Source organism: Methylocystis sp. JAN1, from assembly GCF_052186135.1.
In the GTDB taxonomy this organism is placed as follows: Bacteria; Pseudomonadota; Alphaproteobacteria; order Rhizobiales; family Beijerinckiaceae; genus Methylocystis.
The window spans coordinates 747,454-766,604 of sequence record NZ_CP181499.1 but is presented as its reverse complement, the minus strand read 5'-3'; the positions used below and the strand labels follow the sequence as shown (position 1 = coordinate 766,604).

20 protein-coding genes are annotated in these 19,151 nt (G+C 61.5%); 18 read left to right on the top strand and 2 right to left on the bottom strand.

Annotated elements, in window-relative coordinates; translation table 11 throughout:
* The first annotated feature begins 8 nt into the window (after positions 1-8).
* From ACNHKD_RS03595 to ACNHKD_RS03520, 16 genes are all read left to right on the top strand, one after another.
* Entirely contained in the window at positions 9-620 is a 612-nt protein-coding gene (locus ACNHKD_RS03595) for a helix-turn-helix domain-containing protein (protein WP_442755753.1), read from the top strand.
* A 382-nt stretch (positions 621-1,002) separates the two neighbouring features.
* Positions 1,003-3,348 carry a DUF1549 and DUF1553 domain-containing protein gene (locus tag ACNHKD_RS03590; RefSeq protein ID WP_442755752.1) on the top strand — a complete coding sequence of 782 codons (2,346 nt, stop codon included), beginning with the start codon at positions 1,003-1,005 and terminating at the stop codon, positions 3,346-3,348.
* Between the two features lie 35 nt (positions 3,349-3,383).
* Positions 3,384-4,838, top strand: a complete 1,455-nt coding sequence (locus ACNHKD_RS03585; protein ID WP_442755751.1) for a DUF1501 domain-containing protein — start codon at positions 3,384-3,386, stop codon at positions 4,836-4,838.
* An 11-nt stretch (positions 4,839-4,849) separates the two neighbouring features.
* On the top strand, positions 4,850-5,200 hold the full coding sequence (locus tag ACNHKD_RS03580) for a cupredoxin domain-containing protein (protein ID WP_442755750.1): 351 nt from the start codon (positions 4,850-4,852) through the stop codon (positions 5,198-5,200).
* Positions 5,197-5,610 carry a hypothetical protein gene (locus tag ACNHKD_RS03575; RefSeq protein WP_442755749.1) on the top strand — a complete coding sequence of 138 codons (414 nt, stop codon included), beginning with the start codon at positions 5,197-5,199 and terminating at the stop codon, positions 5,608-5,610. Before ACNHKD_RS03580 ends, ACNHKD_RS03575 begins: the two co-directional genes overlap by 4 nt.
* 38 nt (positions 5,611-5,648) lie before the next feature.
* Complete coding sequence (locus ACNHKD_RS03570; RefSeq protein WP_442755748.1) at positions 5,649-6,539, top strand: dienelactone hydrolase family protein; 891 nt, start codon at positions 5,649-5,651, stop codon at positions 6,537-6,539.
* A 21-nt stretch (positions 6,540-6,560) separates the two neighbouring features.
* Positions 6,561-7,085: a rhodanese-like domain-containing protein gene (locus tag ACNHKD_RS03565; RefSeq protein WP_442755747.1), complete on the top strand. Its 525-nt coding sequence runs from the start codon at positions 6,561-6,563 to the stop codon at positions 7,083-7,085.
* A gap of 13 nt (positions 7,086-7,098) precedes the next feature.
* Positions 7,099-7,653, top strand: a complete 555-nt coding sequence (locus ACNHKD_RS03560) for a peroxiredoxin (RefSeq protein ID WP_442755746.1) — start codon at positions 7,099-7,101, stop codon at positions 7,651-7,653.
* Between the two features lie 36 nt (positions 7,654-7,689).
* On the top strand, positions 7,690-8,208 hold the full coding sequence (locus tag ACNHKD_RS03555) for a c-type cytochrome (protein ID WP_442755745.1): 519 nt from the start codon (positions 7,690-7,692) through the stop codon (positions 8,206-8,208).
* A 25-nt stretch (positions 8,209-8,233) separates the two neighbouring features.
* Positions 8,234-8,980 carry a cytochrome b/b6 domain-containing protein gene (locus ACNHKD_RS03550; protein ID WP_442755744.1) on the top strand — a complete coding sequence of 249 codons (747 nt, stop codon included), beginning with the start codon at positions 8,234-8,236 and terminating at the stop codon, positions 8,978-8,980.
* 255 nt (positions 8,981-9,235) lie between these two features.
* On the top strand, positions 9,236-11,704 hold the full coding sequence (locus ACNHKD_RS03545) for a TonB-dependent receptor (RefSeq protein ID WP_442755743.1): 2,469 nt from the start codon (positions 9,236-9,238) through the stop codon (positions 11,702-11,704).
* Positions 11,705-11,732: 28 nt separating this feature from the next.
* Positions 11,733-12,476, top strand: coding sequence for an outer membrane protein (locus ACNHKD_RS03540; RefSeq protein WP_442755742.1), 744 nt, complete (start codon positions 11,733-11,735; stop codon positions 12,474-12,476).
* A 165-nt stretch (positions 12,477-12,641) separates the two neighbouring features.
* Entirely contained in the window at positions 12,642-13,415 is a 774-nt protein-coding gene (locus ACNHKD_RS03535) for a hypothetical protein (protein WP_442755741.1), read from the top strand.
* A 28-nt stretch (positions 13,416-13,443) separates the two neighbouring features.
* A complete protein-coding gene (locus ACNHKD_RS03530; protein WP_442755740.1) occupies positions 13,444-14,187 on the top strand; it encodes a MotA/TolQ/ExbB proton channel family protein in 744 nt (247 codons plus the stop codon).
* Positions 14,168-14,623, top strand: coding sequence for a protein TolR (gene tolR / locus ACNHKD_RS03525; RefSeq protein ID WP_442755739.1), 456 nt, complete (start codon positions 14,168-14,170; stop codon positions 14,621-14,623). Before ACNHKD_RS03530 ends, tolR begins: the two co-directional genes overlap by 20 nt.
* A gap of 267 nt (positions 14,624-14,890) precedes the next feature.
* Complete coding sequence (locus tag ACNHKD_RS03520) at positions 14,891-15,325, top strand: RrF2 family transcriptional regulator (RefSeq protein WP_442755738.1); 435 nt, start codon at positions 14,891-14,893, stop codon at positions 15,323-15,325.
* Here ACNHKD_RS03520 and ACNHKD_RS03515 read toward each other — a convergent pair whose 3' ends face one another.
* Both ACNHKD_RS03515 and ACNHKD_RS03510 read right to left on the bottom strand, forming a co-directional pair.
* Positions 15,326-15,826 carry a cupin domain-containing protein gene (locus ACNHKD_RS03515; RefSeq protein WP_442755737.1) on the bottom strand — a complete coding sequence of 167 codons (501 nt, stop codon included), beginning with the start codon at positions 15,824-15,826 and terminating at the stop codon, positions 15,326-15,328.
* Between the two features lie 33 nt (positions 15,827-15,859).
* Entirely contained in the window at positions 15,860-16,036 is a 177-nt protein-coding gene (locus tag ACNHKD_RS03510) for a hypothetical protein (RefSeq protein ID WP_442755736.1), read from the bottom strand.
* 379 nt (positions 16,037-16,415) lie between these two features.
* Between ACNHKD_RS03510 and ACNHKD_RS03505 the strand changes: the two genes are divergently transcribed.
* Both ACNHKD_RS03505 and ACNHKD_RS03500 read left to right on the top strand, forming a co-directional pair.
* Positions 16,416-18,620 carry a carboxypeptidase-like regulatory domain-containing protein gene (locus tag ACNHKD_RS03505; protein ID WP_442755735.1) on the top strand — a complete coding sequence of 735 codons (2,205 nt, stop codon included), beginning with the start codon at positions 16,416-16,418 and terminating at the stop codon, positions 18,618-18,620.
* An 11-nt stretch (positions 18,621-18,631) separates the two neighbouring features.
* Complete coding sequence (locus ACNHKD_RS03500) at positions 18,632-19,072, top strand: MORN repeat-containing protein (RefSeq protein ID WP_442755734.1); 441 nt, start codon at positions 18,632-18,634, stop codon at positions 19,070-19,072.
* Positions 19,073-19,151 lie beyond the last annotated feature (79 nt).

The following is a 19,151-nucleotide window of genomic DNA, read 5'->3' as shown; positions in this document are numbered from 1 at the left end:
TAGTGGACATGTCAGACCCCGTCGAAGAGCGCCAGGCCGTCGCGGAGAACGCCATCGCCGCAACGGTCGCCGATCGGCTCAATAAACTGTTTTCGAAGAACGGCCGCTCGTTCGAAAGGCTTGCGAAACTCAGCGGCATCGCTCCAAAGGAATTGCTCGCGATTGAGCGCGGGACGATCACGCCGACGATCAACCAGCTTTGGCGCATAGCGAACGCCCTTGGAATTCCATTTGGAAGCCTTGTCGCCTCGCAGGGACCGCGCGACGTGCTGGTGATCCGGAACAACCGGCGTCACAGCGTTACGTCGCGCGACGGCAATTTCCAGACGCGTCCCTTATTTCCCTACAGCGGGCAACGTGCGGCCGAGTTCTACGAGATCGTGCTTGCGCCACACCACCGACAAGTGGTCGAGGCGCACGCTCCCGGCACGAAAGAAAACCTCGTCGTCGCGAAGGGTTCGGTAGAGGTGTCCGTGGGGCGGGAAAACCCGCAGATTCTCGGCGAAGGGGACGCGATCGACTTTCTCGCCGACGTGCCGCACAGCTATCGCAATCTGAGTGCGACTCCTGCGACGATCTATCTGGTGATGTCCTACGAACCCTCCTTATGCGACGCCTGACGGCTTATCGGAATCATTAGCCGCGCGCACCAGCGATTGGTCGATCGCTCGCACGAGTTGGACGCTGTCGCGGAGGCGCCCCGAAAAAGCCAGCCGGCGCGCTTTCGAGAGGCGACGATCAAAAATCGCTCCCATTTCCGACTCATTTCCTTCCGGAAAACCGCACTCGATTAGACGCGCCTGGATTTCTCTCGAGCCGTAATTCTCTAAAAAGACGGCGACTAGGTCGGCGCTTCCCGGCGGACTTTCCGCAGCGTTATTTTTATATCTTTTCGGTAGACTTAATAGGTTTGTTGGTCTAGGTTCCACGGACGTTCGGGCGCGCTTGTGGGACGCGTTCGACACATCGATCTGCAAAGAGCCGTTGGTTGAGGCCGAAGAAATGAAAAGCACCGTCAAGAAAGCCTACCTCGCAATGCTGTTGAGCGTGTCGGTCGCCGCTCTCGCCGTAGCCGCCGAAGTGAAACCCGGCGAACCTGCGGCTTCGGGGGCCGCCTCCGAGGCGCCGAAAGCGTCAAAGCCTCATTGGTCCTGGCAGCCGGTGCAGGCGCAATTCATCCCGGTGGTGAAGCAGAAGGAATGGGTGCGCTCGCCGCTCGACGGCTTCGTCCTCGCGAAGATCGAGAGCAAGACCCTTACGCCATCCAAGGATGCGGACCGCGCGACTTTCATTCGCCGCGCCACCCTCGATGCTTGGGGCGTCGTTCCGACTCCGGAAGAGGTCGACGCTTTCGTCAACGACTCTTCGCCGGACGCATTTGAGAAACTCGTCGATCGCCTTCTCGCATCGCCGCGCTACGGCGAAAGGCAGGCGCGCCTCTGGCTTGATCTCGCGCGATACGCCGATTCAACCGGCTTTCAGAACGACAACACGCGGCCGAATCTTTTTCGCTATCGCGATTACGTGATCAAGTCATTCAATGAGGACAAGCCCTATTCGCGATTCATCCAGGAACAGATCGCCGGCGACGAGCTTGCGCCGGGCGACCAGGACATCCTCGTCGCGACCGGGTTCCTCGCCGGCTACCCCGACAACAGCAATTCGCGCGACCTGATCCAGCGCAAATATCAGATCACGACCGACATCGTCGACACGATCGGCCAGGCGATCCTCGGCACGACAGTCGGCTGCGCTCGCTGCCATAACCACAAGACCGACAAGTTCACGCAGAAGGATTATTACTCGCTGCAGGCTTTCTTCGCAAACACGGCTTTTGAGGAGAAAGCGCCCGCGACGAAGGGCGAACAGGAACTCGTCTACGAAAAAGCGCGGGCCATCTATGATGAGGCGACGAAGGACATTCGCGCCAAGCAGAAGGCCATTATCGACAGCGTCCACGACGCCGCGCTCAAATATCATAAGGAGCGCTACCTTACCGACAGTCGCGAATCCATCTTCAAGCCCAAGGAACAGTGGAACGCGCTCGACCGGTGGGTCAATCACCGCCTCGAGGCCGTGACGGATCAACCGCAGCTCGCCGCCTTCCTGCGCTACGCCGCCGAAGACAAGACGGCTCCGGAGCATAACCCCGAGATCGTTCAAAAGTTCGAAGAGTATCAGAAGCTCACGCGCGAGCTTCAAAAATACGCTGACAAGAAGCCTTCTCGCGGCGCAAACACTTTCACCACCGCGACGGAACTCGGACATCCCGACGCTCCGCCGACTCATATCTTCTTCGGCGGCAACCATGAAAAGCCGCTCGACGAAGTTCAGCCCGCTTTCCCCGAGGGGATGACGACCGAGAAGCCCGACATCAAGCCGACCGCCACCTCCTCCGGACGGCGCACCGCATTGGCGAATTGGCTCGCGAGCCCCAGCAATCCGCTCACCGCGCGCGTTTTCGTCAATCGCATCTGGAACCAGTATTTCGGCAAGGGCATCGTCGCCACAGTGAGCGATTTCGGCAAGGCGGGCGACAAACCCACCAATCCCGAGCTCCTCGACTATCTTGCCGATCGCTTCATTAAAGACGGGTGGAGCGTCAAGAAGCTTCACCGCGACATCCTTCTTTCGTCGACCTATCGCCAGTCATCCGACTATCGGCCGGAGGTCGCGAAGGTTGATCCGGAGAACAAGCTTCTCGCCGTCTTCCCGCGCAAGCGCCTGGAAGCCGAAGAGATTCGCGACTCGATTCTTGTCGCGTCCGGAAAGCTAAACGAGGAGGTCGGCGGCCCGAGCGTCTTCCCGCCCATTCCGGCCAATCTGACCGGCGGCAACAATTTCAACGCGGATCCTTCTTGGACCACCTCAAAAGACCCAAAGGATCACACGCGCCGCAGCATCTACATCTTTACGCGCCGGAGTCTCCCCTACCCGCTGCTCGAAACCTTCGACATGGCGAACGCGCAGCAGATTCACAGCAAGCGAGAAGTGACGACGACGCCGCTTCAGGCGCTGACGCTCTACAACAGCGATCAGGTCTTCCAGTGGTCACAGGCCCTCGCAGGGCGCGTCATCAGCGAGGCCGGACCGGACGAGTCGGCGCAGATCGACCGCCTCTATCAGATCCTCTTCTCTCGCAAGGCGACCGACGCTGAGAAGGAAGTTCTGCGCGCCTTCCTCGACCAGCATCAGAAGACGATCGCCCAAAAAGGGGATGAGGGGAAACTCGCCATCGCCCTGCCGATCGGCGCGAAGGAAAAACCCGCCGACCCGCTGCGGGCCTCCGCTTTCGTCGATCTCGTGCACACGGTCCTGAACTCCAACGACTTCGTCTACCGCTTCTAAGTCTGCGTCATCGTCATTCGAAAGGAAACGTCGATATGTTGATCAAGACCTCTCGCCGCGAATGGCTGCGCGGCGCCGCCTATGGCCTAGGCGGCTACGCCGTCAGCGGCATGATGCCCGGCGGCGGCTGGTTCGGCGTCCCGGACGCCAACGCCGTGACTTTCGTCGACCCGCTGGCGCCCAAGCCGCCGCATTTCGAGCCGAAAGTGAAATCGGTCATCTGGCTCCATATGGACGGAGCGCCTTCGACGCTCGATCTTTTCGACTACAAACCCGAGCTCGTGCGCCTCGCTGGACAGGAAGTGCCGGAGTCCTTCCTCAAGGGCATCAAGACGTCGACCCAGGGCGGCGTCGGCAAGCTCTTCGCCTCCAACCGCACTTGGAAACAATATGGCCAGAGCGGCGCCTGGTTCTCCGATTGGGCGCCCAACATCGCCCAGCACGCGGACAAGCTCACTTTCATCAAATCCAGCGTCACCGTCGGCGCGACGCATGACATCTCGATCCTGAAGCTCAATACCGGCGATCTGTCTCCCGGCCGCCCGTCGCTCGGCGCCTGGGTCACCTATGCGCTAGGCTCCGCCAATCCCGATTTGCCGCCTTACGTCGTTCTCTACAGCGGCAAACGTGAGCCGCGCGCCGGCTCGGTGAACTGGAGCTCGGGCTTCCTGCCGGCGGTCTATCAGGGCACGGCGTTCCGCCCGGGTCCGCAGCCGATCCTGCATCAGGCCCCGCCGGAATTGGTCGGGCTTCAGCAACAGCGCGAGAGTCTCGACCTTCTGAAGGAAATCAACGATCTGCGCGCAGCGGCGCATCCGGAAGACACCGAGCTGGAAGCCCGCACGCGTTCCTATGACCTCGCCTATCGCATGGAGGCGACGGCGCCGGAGGCCGTCGATCTCTCCAAGGAGACAGAGGCGACGAAGGTTCTCTATGGCCTCAACGAGGACGCGACGAAGGACTATGGCACGGTGCTTCTGCGCGCCCGCCGTCTCGTGGAGCGCGGCGTTCGTTTCATTCAAGTCGTCTCCGGCCCCATCGAAGGGTCGGGCGTCGGAGACGACGCGAACTGGGACGCGCATCGCCAGCTCGAGAAGAATCACGGCATGCACGCCAAAGCGGTCGACAAGCCAATCGCCGGCCTGCTGGCGGATCTGGAGGCGCGTGGGCTTCTCGATCAGACGCTGGTCATATGGACCTCGGAGTTCGGCCGCACCTCCTACGGCCAGAGCGGCGACGGCCGTGACCACAATCCGTGGGGTTATACGCAGTGGCTCGCGGGCGGCGGCCTCAAGCGCGGCTTCACCTACGGCCAGACCGACGAGATCGGCCTCAAGACCGTCGAAAACCCCGTCGACACCTACGACATCCACGCGACGGTGCTGCAACTCCTTGGTCTCGATCACCTCAAGACGATCTATCTGCGGGCTGGCCGCGCCGAGAGGCCGACCGTCGTTTACGGTAAGGTCGTCAAGGACATTCTCGCGTAAGGCCACGACGGATGCATGAGCGCCCGAGGCCTGAGTTCCTCCTCGTCGGACTGGCGGTCATCGCCGCCAGTCCTTCCACCTCCGCCATCACGCAAGACGTCCCGGCGCGGATCGCGATCGAGCACTACGCGTTCGCCCCGCGCGATATCGCCGTCAAAGCGGGAGAGAAAGTCGAGTTCATCAATAACGACCAGATCCCGCATTCAGTCGTCGTCCAGGAGCCTGACGGCAAGACGCTGCGGTCCAAGGAGCAACTCGACGAGGGCGAGACCTTCGGGGTTGTGCTCTCAACGCCAGGCGAAGCCGCTTTTTTTTGCGACCTGCATTCCGGAATGACGGGCAAGATCATGGTAACGAAATGATCGAATTCCTGAAGTCGCTGCGCCTCGACATACTGATCGCCCTCGCCGCCGTTCTCGCCAGCGCGCCTGTCGTCGCCGCCATCGACCTGCGCGATTACGACAACGACCTCATGCGAGACCTCGACAAGACAATCAAATATTTCGAGCCCGACATCACTGCGCAGAACGCTGACGCCGCGAAAGAGGACGCGCAGGTTCTGCTCGACGGATTCAAATATACGGAGTCCTACTTCGCGAAAAAGGGGGCCGAAGACGCTGTGGAGATATCGCGTAGGGGCGTCAAGGTTGTGAACGATGTGCTGGCGAATGTCGACAGCAATAATTTCGAGGCGGCGGCGACGGCGGCCCGGGAAACGCCAGGCCTCTGCAAATCCTGCCACGACATCTACAAGCCGCGCCTCGCGCGTTGAATCGTTTCCATGGACGCCAAGCAAGGAAAAGGAACCTTATGACCCGCAAGACAGCCGATGACTTCGATCCGAACGTGCTCAGGGCGTTCGATCTCTACGTGCATGGCGACATCGACCGGCGCGGCTTTCTCGATCGCGTCGCGCGTCTGGGGTTCGGCGCCGGCGGCGCCGTCGCCACGCTCGAAGCGCTCAGGCCGCGTTTCGCGGAAGCCGAGCAAGTGAAGAAAGACGACCCGAGAATCCTTGGACTGACGACCGAATATCCGTCTCCCGACGGGAACGGGACGGTGAAGGGTTATCTCGTCAAGCCCGCGAAAATCTCCGGCAAGCTGCCGATCATTCTTGTGGTGCACGAAAATCGCGGTCTCAATCCTCATATCGAAGATATCGCGCGCCGCCTGGCCCTCGCCAACTTCATCGCCTTCGCACCCGACGCATTGGCGCCGCTCGGCGGCTATCCTGGCGACGAAGACAGGGCGCGCGAACTCTTCCAGAAGCTCGATCAGGAAAAGACGCGCGAGGATTTCATCGCCGCGGTCAACGCCCTCAAGGCGCTGCCGGAGGGCAATGGCAAAGTCGGCGTTGTGGGCTTCTGCTATGGCGGCGGCATCGCCAATTTCCTCGCGACCAAGTTCCCGGATCTCGGCGCCGTCGTTCCTTTCTATGGCGCGCAGCCCAAGGCCGAGAATGTGAAGAGCATCAGGGCGCCCTTGCTACTCCATTATGCCGGCGTGGACGATCGCATCAATGCAGGCTGGCCCGCTTATGAGGCGGCGTTGAAGGAAGGGAAGATTTCCTACGAAGTCTTCATCTATCCCGGCGTCCAGCACGGCTTCAACAACGATACGACTCCGCGTTACGACGAGGCGGCGGCGAAGCTCGCCTGGGGTCGCACCATCGATTTCTTTAACGCGCATTTGCGCGGCTGAACAAAAGTCAGAGGATCTCAGATGAAACGAATTCTTCTCATTGCAGCATTCTCCAACGCCATCGCCGCAACGAGCGCCGTGGCCGCCGAGACTCCAGCCCCTGCGCCCGCCCAGCCGCCGACCCAGGCGGTTGTCACGCCCGCCAACGACCCCGCCTATACCTACAAAACGCTTCGCCTCAATCGCGCGGCGTTTGACTCCTTGGCGTCGCGGCCCGAGCAGTTTCTCGTCATCGACGTTCGCCGTCCCGACGAACTTACGAAATTCGGCGGTTTTCCCGTTTATCTCAGCATCCAGACCAAAGAGATCCAGAACAGTCTGGCCTTCATTCCGCGAGACCGCCTGATCGTCGTCGTCTCGAACCGCGCCCATCGCGCCGGGGCCGTGGGCGATCTCCTCGCAAGCTACGGTTTCCATGTCGTTGGCGCCATCGGCGTCCGCGACTATGAAGACGAAGGCGGAACGCTCGCAAAGATCGCGCCGCCAGCCCAGACCGCCGCCACCGCAGCAGCAGCAGCAGCATCGCCCGCTCCCCAAGCGAAGTGACGGAGCGTTTGCCATGAAGAGACTCGTTCTTCTATCCGCTTTGTCGCTCGCCTTATGCACAGGCGCCGCCAAGGCGGCCTTGAAGCCGGGAGATCCGGCGCCCGACTTCAATGCACAAGCGGCGCTCGGCGGGAAAGACTTCAACTTCTCCCTCGCCGAGGCTTTAAAGAAGGGCCCCGTCGTTCTCTATTTCTACCCGAAATCCTTCACCCGCGGCTGTACGATCGAGGCGCATGAATTCGCGGAAAACTACGACAACTTCGTCGCGGCGGGCGCGAGTCTCATCGGCGTGTCCTATGATCCAATCGAGGTGCAGCGCGAATTCTCGACGAAGGAATGCCGCGACAAGTTTCCCGTCGCCGCGGACCCGACGCTGAGCGTCATCAGCGCTTATGACGCCAAGCGGCTGAAGCCCGGCGCGAGTGGCGACACGGTCGCGGACCGAATTTCCTACGTCATCCTCCCCGACGGGAAAGTCGCCTTTGCGCTGACGGACTCAAATCCGAGCCGGCACGTTGAAAGCGCTTTGGCGTTCGTCCGCAAGTGGCGCGAAGAACACAAGCCCTGAAGCGGACGGCCGATCATAATCAACTGGAGCATAATCATGATGAAGACGTCTCCCGGCGCTCTTGGCGCCGCCACGCTTTGCGCGGCTCTCCTGATCAGCGCCTCGGTCGCTGTCACGGCTCGGGCGCAGAACGCGCCGCCGGCGAATCCGCCGCCCGCGCCCTCGACGACGAAGCAGGCGATCGAGAACCGTAAAGCCGCCTACACGCTCGTCGGCAACTACTTCCGCTGGTTCGGCGCCGTCGCCAAAGGCAACGCGTCCTACGACGAAGCGGAAGCCTCGAAACGCGCCTCGCGCATCGCCTTCCTCGCCGGAATTGTCGAGGACGCCTTTCCAGAGGGCTCCAATGTCGGCGAGCCCGATTCCAAGGCCAAGGCGGACCTTTGGAGCAACCGGGCGGACTTCGACAAAAGGCTGAAAGATTTTCAGTCCCATGCCCAGGCTCTTGTCGAAGCCAACGCCCGGGAAAAGGGCGCCACGGAGAGTTTCAAGGCCGCGGTCGCGACGCTCGCGGGCGACTGCAAGGGCTGCCACGAGACCTATAAGGCGAAGTAACGGCGCGCGACAACGAGGCGGGAACATGACCACCCTGGAAAATGATCGTCTTTCAACCGCCGCCGCGTATAGCGAGCGCGGCGATTATCGAAAGGTATGGGATTGGCCAACCAGATTCTTTCACTGGAGCCTCGTCGCCGCGCTCGCCGGCGCTTATGGATCGAACAAGCTCGGAGCCAACTATTTCGCGCTCCATCTCTTCTTCGGCTATGCGACGATCGTTCTCGTCGCATTTCGCGTGGTTTGGGGCTTTGTCGGAACGCGTCACGCGCGGTTTTTCAACTTCGTCGAAGGACCGATGGGCGTTTTGCGCTATGTCAGCGCCGTCGGCAGGGGACGTCGCACGCGCTATGCCGGCCACAATCCGCTGGGCGCGCTCATGGTGCTGGCGCTTCTGCTTCTGATGGGCGCGCAAGCCGCCTTCGGGCTCTTCGGCGACGACGAAATCTTCAACTCGGGCCCGCTCGCCGCGTTGGTCAGCAAAGAACACAGCCTGCTTCTCACCTCTTTCCACCGCAAGCTCTTTTATGTGATCCTCGCGGCGGTCGGATTGCACGTGGCCGCAATCGCCGCGCATGTGGCCGTCAAACGAGAGCCGCTCGTGCAGGCCATGATCCATGGGTCGAAACCCAGCCATCTTGTTTCTTCTGAGGAGGCAATCTCGTCGTCGCGCGGCGGCCTCGCTCTCTTTCTAATCGTCGCCATCGCCGCGGCGCTCCTCGTGGGGCTGCAATTGGCGCCGGCTCCCAGCCTGGAGCTGGCTGGCTTTTAAACATACTGTAATTATAGATTTACGCCGCGGTCTCTCCCACCATTCTCCTGCGTCGACAAGCGAGCCGCGATCCCCGAGGGTCGCGGCCTTTTTTCGTCAGGACACACTGTTGCTGATGCGCAACATCTGTCGCCGATCACTCTGCGAATGGCATTTTCAACCGCGAACGCCGCTTTTCCCGCCTTGACCGTATCTCATAATCCTACATAGTTAGTAGATTGAATACAGCCGCATGTCGGCAAATGAGTGGGGTATATGATGAGGTGGAATGGCGTCGCGCTTCGCAAGAAGCTTCTAACGAGCGTCGGCCTTGCGCCGCTCGCGTTGGCGGGCGGGTTCGCAGCCGAAACGATCAGTTTCGAAGCGCGGGCGGAAGATGCGCAGGTGGAGGAAGTCAAGGTCACCGCGCGTCAGCGCGAAGAGAAAGCGCAGGACGTGCCGCTGCCCGTAAGCGTCGTCGGCGCCAAGACGCAAGAAAGAGAACGTCTGGAGCGATTGCAGGACTTCTCGCAGAAAGTCCCGAACTTCGTGCCATCGATCACCAATCCACGCACCTCCGCCATGTCGATTCGCGGCATTTCGGGCATCTCGGGCGGCGCGGATGGCTCCGAGTCAGCGGTTGGCCTGATCGTCGACAATGTCTTCTACACGCATGTCGGCTTCCAATGGGCGGATTTCGTCGACCTGCAGTCCCTCGAAGTGGCGCGTGGTCCGCAGGGCACGCTGCTTGGCAAGAACACGACAGTCGGCGCGGTCGTCATCCGCACGCAGCTGCCTTCCTTCGCGCGCTCGGCCATGTCGGAGACGACCTTCGGCGCCTATAATCGCGTGACGCAGAAACTCAATCTCACGGGTCCGATCATCGACGACAAGCTCGCTTATCGCGTGACGATGTATTACGACCGCGGCAATGGCTGGATCAACAATCAGTTCAACAGCCAGCAACTCCTCGACAATAATCGCTGGGGCGTTCGCGGCCAACTGCTTTATGTCGGGGAAAATTTTACCGACCGACTGATTTTCGATCGCTTGCGTTCGGATGAATATAACAATTACGGCGCCGTCTGGGGCGACACCTTTCCCTTATACGCCAACGGCGCGCTCGCAAGAACATACTTCCAGAACCTGGGATCTCGCCTGCATTGGCCGATCTTCACGATCGATCCCTACCGTCCGTACCTGACGCGCCTGGGCAAGCTCGATCAGCGGACGACCGGCCTTTCCAATGAGGTGAACTACACGCTCGGCGAGAACACGCTTACGGCCGTCTCCGCCTGGCGCGAATTCATCCTTCATCCGAACAATCCGACAGGCAACAATCTGACGGACATCAGCAGCAACGCCTATGACGTCAAGGTGGACCAGTTCTCGCACGAGACTCGTCTCGCCTCTCCGCAAGGACAGGAGTTGGAATGGACTCTCGGGAATTATAATCTCTATGAGCAGGTTTGGTCGTATAACCATGTCGATTACGGTTCGCAGGCAAATCAATGGTTCCAGAATAATTTCAACGCCAACCCTTATAATCTTTGGGGACTGTCCTATCGCAACGACGGCAAGGCGCGCACTTTCAGCACCGCCCTCTTCGCGCAGGCCACCTGGCATATCGACGAGCAATGGGCGCTGACGGCCGGGCTGCGCGACACCTTCGAAATTCGCGAGGGCTCGAATTTCGGCTGGATTGAGGGCCTAACCAATTTCAACCAGATCGCGGCGGTCAGGACCGCGACCGGCGGCACTACCTATTTCGACACCGGCGGGCAAACGCAGCGCGTCAATTCTCTCTCCGGCCTCATCAACCCCTCCTATCGCTTCAACGAAAACGTGATGGCCTACGGGTCCGTGGCGCGCGGCGAAAAATCGGGCGCGGTCAACACGCAGGCGCTGCCGATCCTCAACGCTAACGGCGTCTTCCAGGCCTGGCAGCCTGTCATCACCAAGCCGGAGGTCTCCTGGGATTACGAATTGGGCCTCAAAACAAACTGGCTCGACAACAAGCTCGTCCTCAACGGCAATTTTTACTGGAACGACATCTATAACTTCCAGTCGGTGCTCGTGAATACGGACTACACGGACGTCACGGGCGTGCCGATCCGAAAGAATTACCTGGGCAATATCGGCCATGTGCGCCTGCGCGGCTTCGAATTTGACGGGCGCTGGAGCCCGATCGACCGGCTTTGGCTGACATTCTCCGGCGCCTACACCAATGCGATGTATGTCGATTACGCGAAGGCCGCGCCGCCGGCGGAATTCCAGTGGCCGGCGGGCAGCAACATAAACGGCTTCGCCGCGCCCGCAGTGATGAGCCTCTCCGGCCACAGCATCACCGGCGGCGTCTCAGGCAACAATCCCGTCGCGCCCTACTCCTTCAATGTCGGCTTCAACCACGAGTATCCGCTGGGATCGTTCTTCCGGGACGCCGGCTACGCCGGGCCGGTCACGCTCTTCAGTTATGCAAACGCCGCCTGGCGCGCGAGAACGCAGCTGTCGAATCCTCTGTCGATCTATCCGCTGTTCATGCCGGCCTATGCGATCCTGAATGCCGGCGTCGGGCTGAAAACGGATGACGAGACCTACAGCTTCAATCTCTGGGTCCGCAATCTGCTCGATGAGCGGATCATCATCGCGCAAAGCTACGGCACGCCGACGACCGCCTCTTCTCTCACCTTCGACGCCTATAACCCGCGCACATTCGGCGCGACGCTTCGCGTCAAGCTCTACTGAGCGACATCGCACTCCAGGAGTTCAAATCATGAAAAAGCTTCAACGCGTCTGCATTTTGACAGGCTTCGCCCTCTATCTCGCAAATCCCGCCCTCGCCGCGGATCTCCCAAAAGCCAAGTCGCCCCCGCCGCCTCCGCCGCCGCCTGCCTTCAGTTGGCAAGGCGGATATGTCGGGCTCTATGCAGGCGCCCTTCTCGGCGAGGGCGCTTTCACCCTGGTCAATCAAACGCCGTTGCGCGGCGCCGCATTCATCGGGGGAGGAACCTTTGGCTACAATTGGCAATGGAGCGAGAGGGTCGTCCTCGGCGCCGAAGCGGATTTTGGCTATCGCGGCTTTATCCAGGCGGCGCAGACCGGCTGGAGTTATCCGAGTTCGACCGTCACCGGCGTTCTCGGCACGTTCAGAGGACGCGCGGGCTATCTTATCGCTCCGCGCTGGCTGACCTATGTGACGGCGGGTCTGGCTTACGGGACAAATTTCGTCTCGAACAACTTCACCGCGTTCCCGCCCTTCACCTATGGCCAGCTCAACTCCGGCCCGACGCTTCGTCCCGGCTGGGCCGCCGGCGCGGGGTTCGAATACGCCTGGAACGATCAGCTCTCTTTCAAGGGGGAATATCTGTACGCATGGCTCGCCGACACTGGCGTCTCCTACAGCGCCAATCGCGGCGTTTGGAATGCGAATGTGCAAAGCGCTGGCCATATCGTCCGCGCGGGCGTGAACTACCATTTCGCCGCCGGACCGCTCGCCGTGCCCGTGCTTACGAAATGATCTGACGGGCAGCGCCGCAGACGAGGGGGCTTCATCCTTTGAGGATCGAAGCGCCCTCTGAATTTTCAAAGCGAGATGCAGCGCGCGCTTGCCAATTTATCTATTGCATCGATAGGATTTATAGTCTACCGATGGGTGCATGTTCGACGAGAAAGGGCGTTCTTGATGGCGAGTGCTGTTGCGCCGAAATTCGAAGCCGCATCCGATGCAGGCGATGAGGCTCTCTGGGACCCGCACGGCGTCCAGGGACTCCTTCAACCCAAGCCGCAGCGACCGCATTATTCGGCGCAAATCGGCGCCGCGGCGGTCTACGCGCTATTGCTTGGAGCGGTTGTGACGCTTTCCTTCAAAACGGCCGAAACGCCGATCGAAGAACAGCAAGTGATCGAACTGGCGCCCATTCCGGTGGAAGAGCCTCCGCCGGAGGATACGCCGCCGCCGCTCGAGGAATTGACGCTTCCCGAGCCGCCGCCGCCGTTGCTGGACCCGATCGCGCCGGTCGAGGAGGTGAAGCCCGCGCCAAAGCCAATCCAAAAACCTATCCCTAAAGTAGAAAAGAAGATCGAGAAGCCGGTCCGCCCACGCACCGACGCAAAGCCGACGACTGCGGCGCCGCGGGCGACGACCGCGGGACCGCGCACGGAAGCGCCCGCTGCTCGCGCGCCAGCCGCGCCGCCCGGCGCATCTCCTTCCGTGATCGCCAACCAGTTCCACGCCTGCATGCAACGCGCGGCGTCCAGTTTCGATGCGCCGCTCCCCGGGCGCGTTTCCTATCATGCAACGTTCAGCGCCACGGGGTCGATGACGTCCTATTCAATCTCGCCCTCGGGCAAAGGACCTCTCGACTCCATCGCAAGTCGACTTGGCGGACGCTGCGGCTCGGTGCAAGCGCCGGGCAAGCCCGTTTCGCTCTCGGGCGTCATCACTTTCAGCCCCTGAACCATCTTCGAAAAGAAAAGGTGAAGAAATGGCAGAACCAGTCGCCAACACAGCGTCGGCCGCGCTCGCGCATACGCTGACGCCCATCGAGCTTTTCCTGCAGGCGGATGCGATCGTAAAGAGCGTCATCATCCTGCTCATCATCGCTTCGGCCTGGGGCTGGGCGGTGATCGCAGAGAAACTCATCCGCTTGCGCATCCTGCATAAGCGCGCCGACAGGCTGATCGCCAGCATCCAGGAGGGCCTGCCTGTCGCGGCGGTCGCCGCGAGCTTTGAGGGCGCTCCGCCAAACGATCCGCTCGTCCAGGTCTATCACGCGATGGTCGACGAGCATGCGCGCTCCGCCGATTTCATCCATACGGAAGCGCAGCGGGATTCATTGCAGGAGCGCGTCCATCGCGTTGCGCAGCTCGCAAGCTCGAGCGCGCTCGATCATCTTCAATCGCGATTGCCGTTCCTTGCGACGATCGGGGCGGTCGCGCCTTTTGTCGGTCTGTTCGGGACCGTCTGGGGCATCATGAACTCTTTCCAGGGCATCGCCGCCTCGAACAATACGAGCCTCGCGGTCGTGGCGCCGGGCATCGCCGAAGCGCTCTTCGCGACCGCCTTGGGCCTCGTAGCCGCCATCCCGGCCGTCATTTTCTACAATCGCATCAGCGGCGACATCGGCGCCTATGGCAAGCGCCTCGCCTCGTTTGTCGGCGTCTTCGAAGTGGAACTGTCCCGTCAGCTTTCAAAGAGAGGAGAGCGCAATGGCCTTCGCGTTGCGTAAGCACGATTCCGAATTCGACTCGCAGCCCATCGCCGACATCAACGTCACCCCGCTCGTCGACGTCATGCTGGTGCTGCTCATCGTCTTCATGGTCGCAGCGCCGCTCATGACCTCGGGCATACCTGTGGATCTTCCGAAGACGGCGGCGAAACAGCTCAACGATCAACAGCCCCCCATCGTCGTCAGCGTCGACGCCAACGGCTCCTACTTTGTCGACAAGAAAGAGGCGGGCACTACCGACGGCCTCCTCGCCGTCCTCAAGGAGAACAGCGAGAACAACAAGGACCGCCGCATTCATGTGCGGGCCGACAAGGCCGTCGCCTATGGCAAGGTCGCCGAAGCGATGGGCGTCATCAACGCCGCCGGCTATGTGAAAGTGGCCCTCGTCTCGGAAGGAGCCGGTTCGGGCGCCAAGGCCGCCTCGGCGGCGCAGTAGGCGCTTGGAGGCGTCCCGGGCTCGCCCCAGCGCTTTGCCGTCCGAAGCGCGCTTCTCCCGAGCCCGGGACGCTCGTCACCATTTTCGTAAGCTTTTGGATTTCCCGATATTTTGAAGTCTTGTTCCGAGACCTGCGCAGGCAAGGTCCGGCCGACTTTCCCCCTGTCTTCCCATATGATAGATAGCTACTATTAGCCTCGGAAAGCCTGACCGAGGTCGCCCCGCTTCACTCAGGCGAAGGCGGCTTTTCCCAGCCTCCAGAGAAAAATGCTCTCGAACAAAGCCAAATATGGCCTGAAAGCGCTCATCCATCTCGCCGCGGCGGACGACAAGTGCCTCGCCGGCGACATCGCCGTCGCGAACAACATACCCAGGAAGTTCCTGGACGCCATTCTCGTCGAATTGCGAAATGCGGGCATTCTGAATAGCCGCAAAGGCAAGGGAGGCGGCTATCAGCTTGCGAGGCCCGCCGAAAAGATCACCGTCGGCCAGATTATTCGTATTCTCGACGGCCCGCTGGCGCCCATCGCCTGCGCGAGCCGCACGGCCTACCAGCGGTGCGCGGATTGCCCGGACGAGGACGCCTGCGCGATCCGCGACATCATGCTGGACGTGCGCGACTCGATCGCGCTCATTCTCGATCGCACAAGCATCGCCTCCTTGCGCAACCGCGGGCACCGCGACGCCCAGATTTTGCGATGATTATTTCGGCTTTGGCCAATTGCCGTCCTGGGGATCAGGCGCGCCCGCCGGCGTCGTCGTCACCGGCCCGACGCCGATAATCTGCACGACGACCTCTTCCTCGCCGGCCCCGTCCCAATGCACGCCGTTGGCAGGGTGGAGCATGTAGGAGCCCGCCTTCAGCGGAACGGCCTTGTTAAAGTCGATCTTCTCGCCGACGCCCGTATACCAGACGCCCCTGATGACGGTCGCATGCCGATCCTGGGAATGAAAATGCGGATTGGAGTGCGCGCCCGGCGGAAAGCGGTTTCGCACGACGTAAATGCCGGGCTTCGACGGATCGCCATATAGGACGGCTTGCGACGGCCCCAAGCCCAGTGGAGCCTTGAAAGGCGCGTCCTCGGGTAGGAGGCGGATAAAGCCGTTTGCGGTTTCCGCATGCCCGGGAAGGACAATATGGAGCGCGACGGCGAGGCTCGCGACGGCGATGGCGCCGAGCGCCGTTTTGGACAGATTGTGCATGGTCGATCCCTTTGCCCGTTCGGCGCCATGGAGCTAGAAACGGTCTGACAAAAGAGCTGCGGCGCTCCTGGCGTCTTCCGCGCTGTCGAAGACGAGGTTCTCCAGTTCGTTGAAAGATTGCTCGATGGCGTAGAAGCGGTAACCTTCCGGCGCGTCGGCGACGACGCCGACGGCGCTCGGGCCGATCTTGACCAGATAGACATGAAACATAAGTCGACCTCGCTCATTGGTCTCTCTCGTCGAGCCTGCGTCCGTTCAGCTTCGCCGCGCTGCGCCGCCTGGCGCGAAAAGCGACGGCCGCGGACGCTTAAGCAAGGAACCGACGCCGGCGGACGTTCGTTCTCCGCCACGGGATCCCTGATCCGGCCCGATCGCGAGAATGTGCGATTATAACTATACAATTTTTATATGCAATAAGCGACGGCATCGCTGGATGCGCCACGCGCGTCGGTATTTATTACCTAGAATCAGATGATTATGGATGCGCCTCGTCCCCGCGCACATACATTACACTTTTTGTGGATATATTTCTGTGCTAGTCTGCTTCCGCGCCGCCGTTCCAGCGGCGGTCGCCGCCAGGAAAGACCGCATGAAACGCCATATCTCCATCGCCTTGGCTCTCTCGGCGACCGCCGCGCCGGCGGCGGCCGAAACGGCGCTCACTTTCGACGCCGATGATATTGCCGGCGTGGTGGCGAGCCGCGTCGGCCCCGAGGCGGGGGTCTGGGTCATCGCCGAGACGACCGAGCTTGGCGTTCGCTTCGCGAAGATGGTCGTCACCGACGAAGAGGGGCGATATGCCCTTCCCGACCTGCCGAAAGCGAATTACCGCCTTTGGGTGCGAGGCTACGGCCTCGTCGACTCTCCCAAAACCCAAGCGGCGCCGGGGCGGAGAGTCGACCTGCAAGCTGTCGTCGCGCCGAGTCTCTCGGCGGCGGCGCAATATTATCCGCCTATCTACTGGCTGTCTCTGTTGAAGGTCCCCGGCCGCGAGAAATTTCCCGGCACGGGGCCGAACGGCAATGGCGTGCCGGAAAACTTCAGGTCGCAGGAACAGTGGCTCGATCTCGTGAAGACGAATGGCTGCGGCCCCTGCCATCAGCTCGGCAATGTCGCCACGCGCATGATCCCGGGCGCCCTCGGTCATTTTGACTCCTCGGTCGAGGCCTGGCGCCGAAGACTGCAATCGGGACAAGGCGGAACGGCGATGATCAACGGCGTCGCCCGTCTCGATTCGAGTGAGGGCGGGCAGCTTGCCTTGTTTGCGGATTGGACGGATCGGATCGCGGCCGGCGTTCTGCCGCATGAGACCCCGCCCCGCCCGGCGGGCGTCGAACGAAACATCGTCGTCACCGTCCGCGATTATGCTGATGCGAGGCATTATCTCCATGACCTCGCCTTGACGGATAAGCGCAAGCCGACCGTCAATCCGTATGGACCGATCTACGGCGCCACCGAGCTCGGAAGCGACGACGTGCCGACGCTCGATCCTGTCAAGAACACGAAAACCCTACTTCCCGCGCAGTTGCGCGACGCGGACGCGCCGAGTTCGCTCCTCGCCAATCCGGTGATCGAGCCCTCGCCTTATTTTGGCGACGAGGCGCTCTGGAACTCGAAGTTCAACGCGCATACGCCGACGATGGACTCCGAGGGCCGCGTCTATTTCGCCGCGCAGGTGCGGTCGCCCAAGAACGTTCCGGATTATTGCACAAAAAATTCGCCCCTACGTTCGGCGCAGCTCTACCCCCTGCCGGAGAAGCGAGAGGGCTTCATCGGCAACGCCCGCCAGGTCTCGGTCTATGACCCCCGGACCGGAAAATGGTCGTTCATCGACACCTGCTTCGGATCGCATCATCTGAATTTCGCCGGGGACAAGAACGACACGCTCTTCCTCAATAATGTCGGCCAGGGCGAACTGGCCCTTCTCGGCTGGGTCAACACGAAGAAATTCTGGGAGACGGGGGACGCGGCGCAGTCACAAGGCTGGACGCCGCTTGTCGTCGACACCAATGGCGACGGCAAGCGTTCCGAGGACTACAACCAGCCCGGAAAGCCGGTCGACCCCGCCAAGGACACGCGCGCGCCTTATGGACTTTACAGCGTCTCCTGGAGCCCGCTCGACAGTTCGGTCTGGGGCTCCAACCTTACCTTCCCCGGTTACGCGGTGCGAATCGCGCTCGGGTCCAATCCGCCCGAGACGGCGCTGACGGAGGTCTATAAAATTCCGCTCCCCGGCTATGGCGTTCGCGGCGCCGACGTCGATCGGAACGGCGTGTTCTGGGCGGCGCTCGGCAGCGGTCATCTTGCAAGCTTTGATCGCCGCAAATGCAAGGGGCCGCTGAACGGCCCGGCCGCCGAAAAGGGCGAGAAGTGCCCCGAAGGTTGGAGCTTCTATCCGCTACCGGGCCCCGGCTTCGCTGGCGCGCCCGGAGCCGCCGAGACGCCCTATTACGCTTGGGTCGACCAGCACGACATTCTCGGCCTCGGCGCGAACACGCCTTTCGCCACGGGCAATCAATCGGACTCGCTGCACGCCCTCGTGAACGGCCGGATTGTCGAGCTGCGCGTGCCCTATCCCATGGGCTTTTACGCCAAGGGAATCGACGGACGCATCGACGATCCGTCGGCCGGCTGGAAAGGACGCGGCCTCTGGGCGACGTCGGGCAATCGCACGCCCTTCCATATTGAAGCGGTTGACGCGCCCGCGCCCGGCGCGCCGGGCAAGACGCCGGGAACCTATTCCGCGCCGCTCGTCGTAAACTTCCAGCTGCGTCCATCGCCGCTCGCGCATTGAAGGAAAGCAAGATGTCGTCGGCGCTTTTCCATTCGTCTTTCACGCTCGCCCTGCTGGCGCTCTTTGCGCCCTCATGCGCCTCGGCGCAAAGCGGAGGATTGCCGCCCTGTCCGGCGAGCCGCAAGGTGGCGTGGACCGGTTGCCAGGGGGCCTACACCTATGACGACTGGGCGAAATATGTCGGGGAATTCAAGGATGACAGACGGCATGGCCAGGGAACCATCATCTATCCCGACGGCCAGCAATATAGCGGCGGCTTCAAAAACGATCGCCGCGAAGGCGCTGGCGTCTATATGAGCCCAAACGGGAACAAATGGACCGGCGAGTTCAAGAACGACCGACCGAATGGCCGCGGCGTTCTTACCGACAAGTCAGGGAAGGTTTTGAAGGCTGGCTACTGGACAGACGGCGTCTTCATCGGCGAGGAGCCCCCCAGAACCCCGGCCCGGTGAAAAGCCGCTGGCGCCCTGCGCCAATGTCGCAGAATCGTTTCCTTGCAGCCATCCATCGCGAAAGGGAGCGCAACGCGCT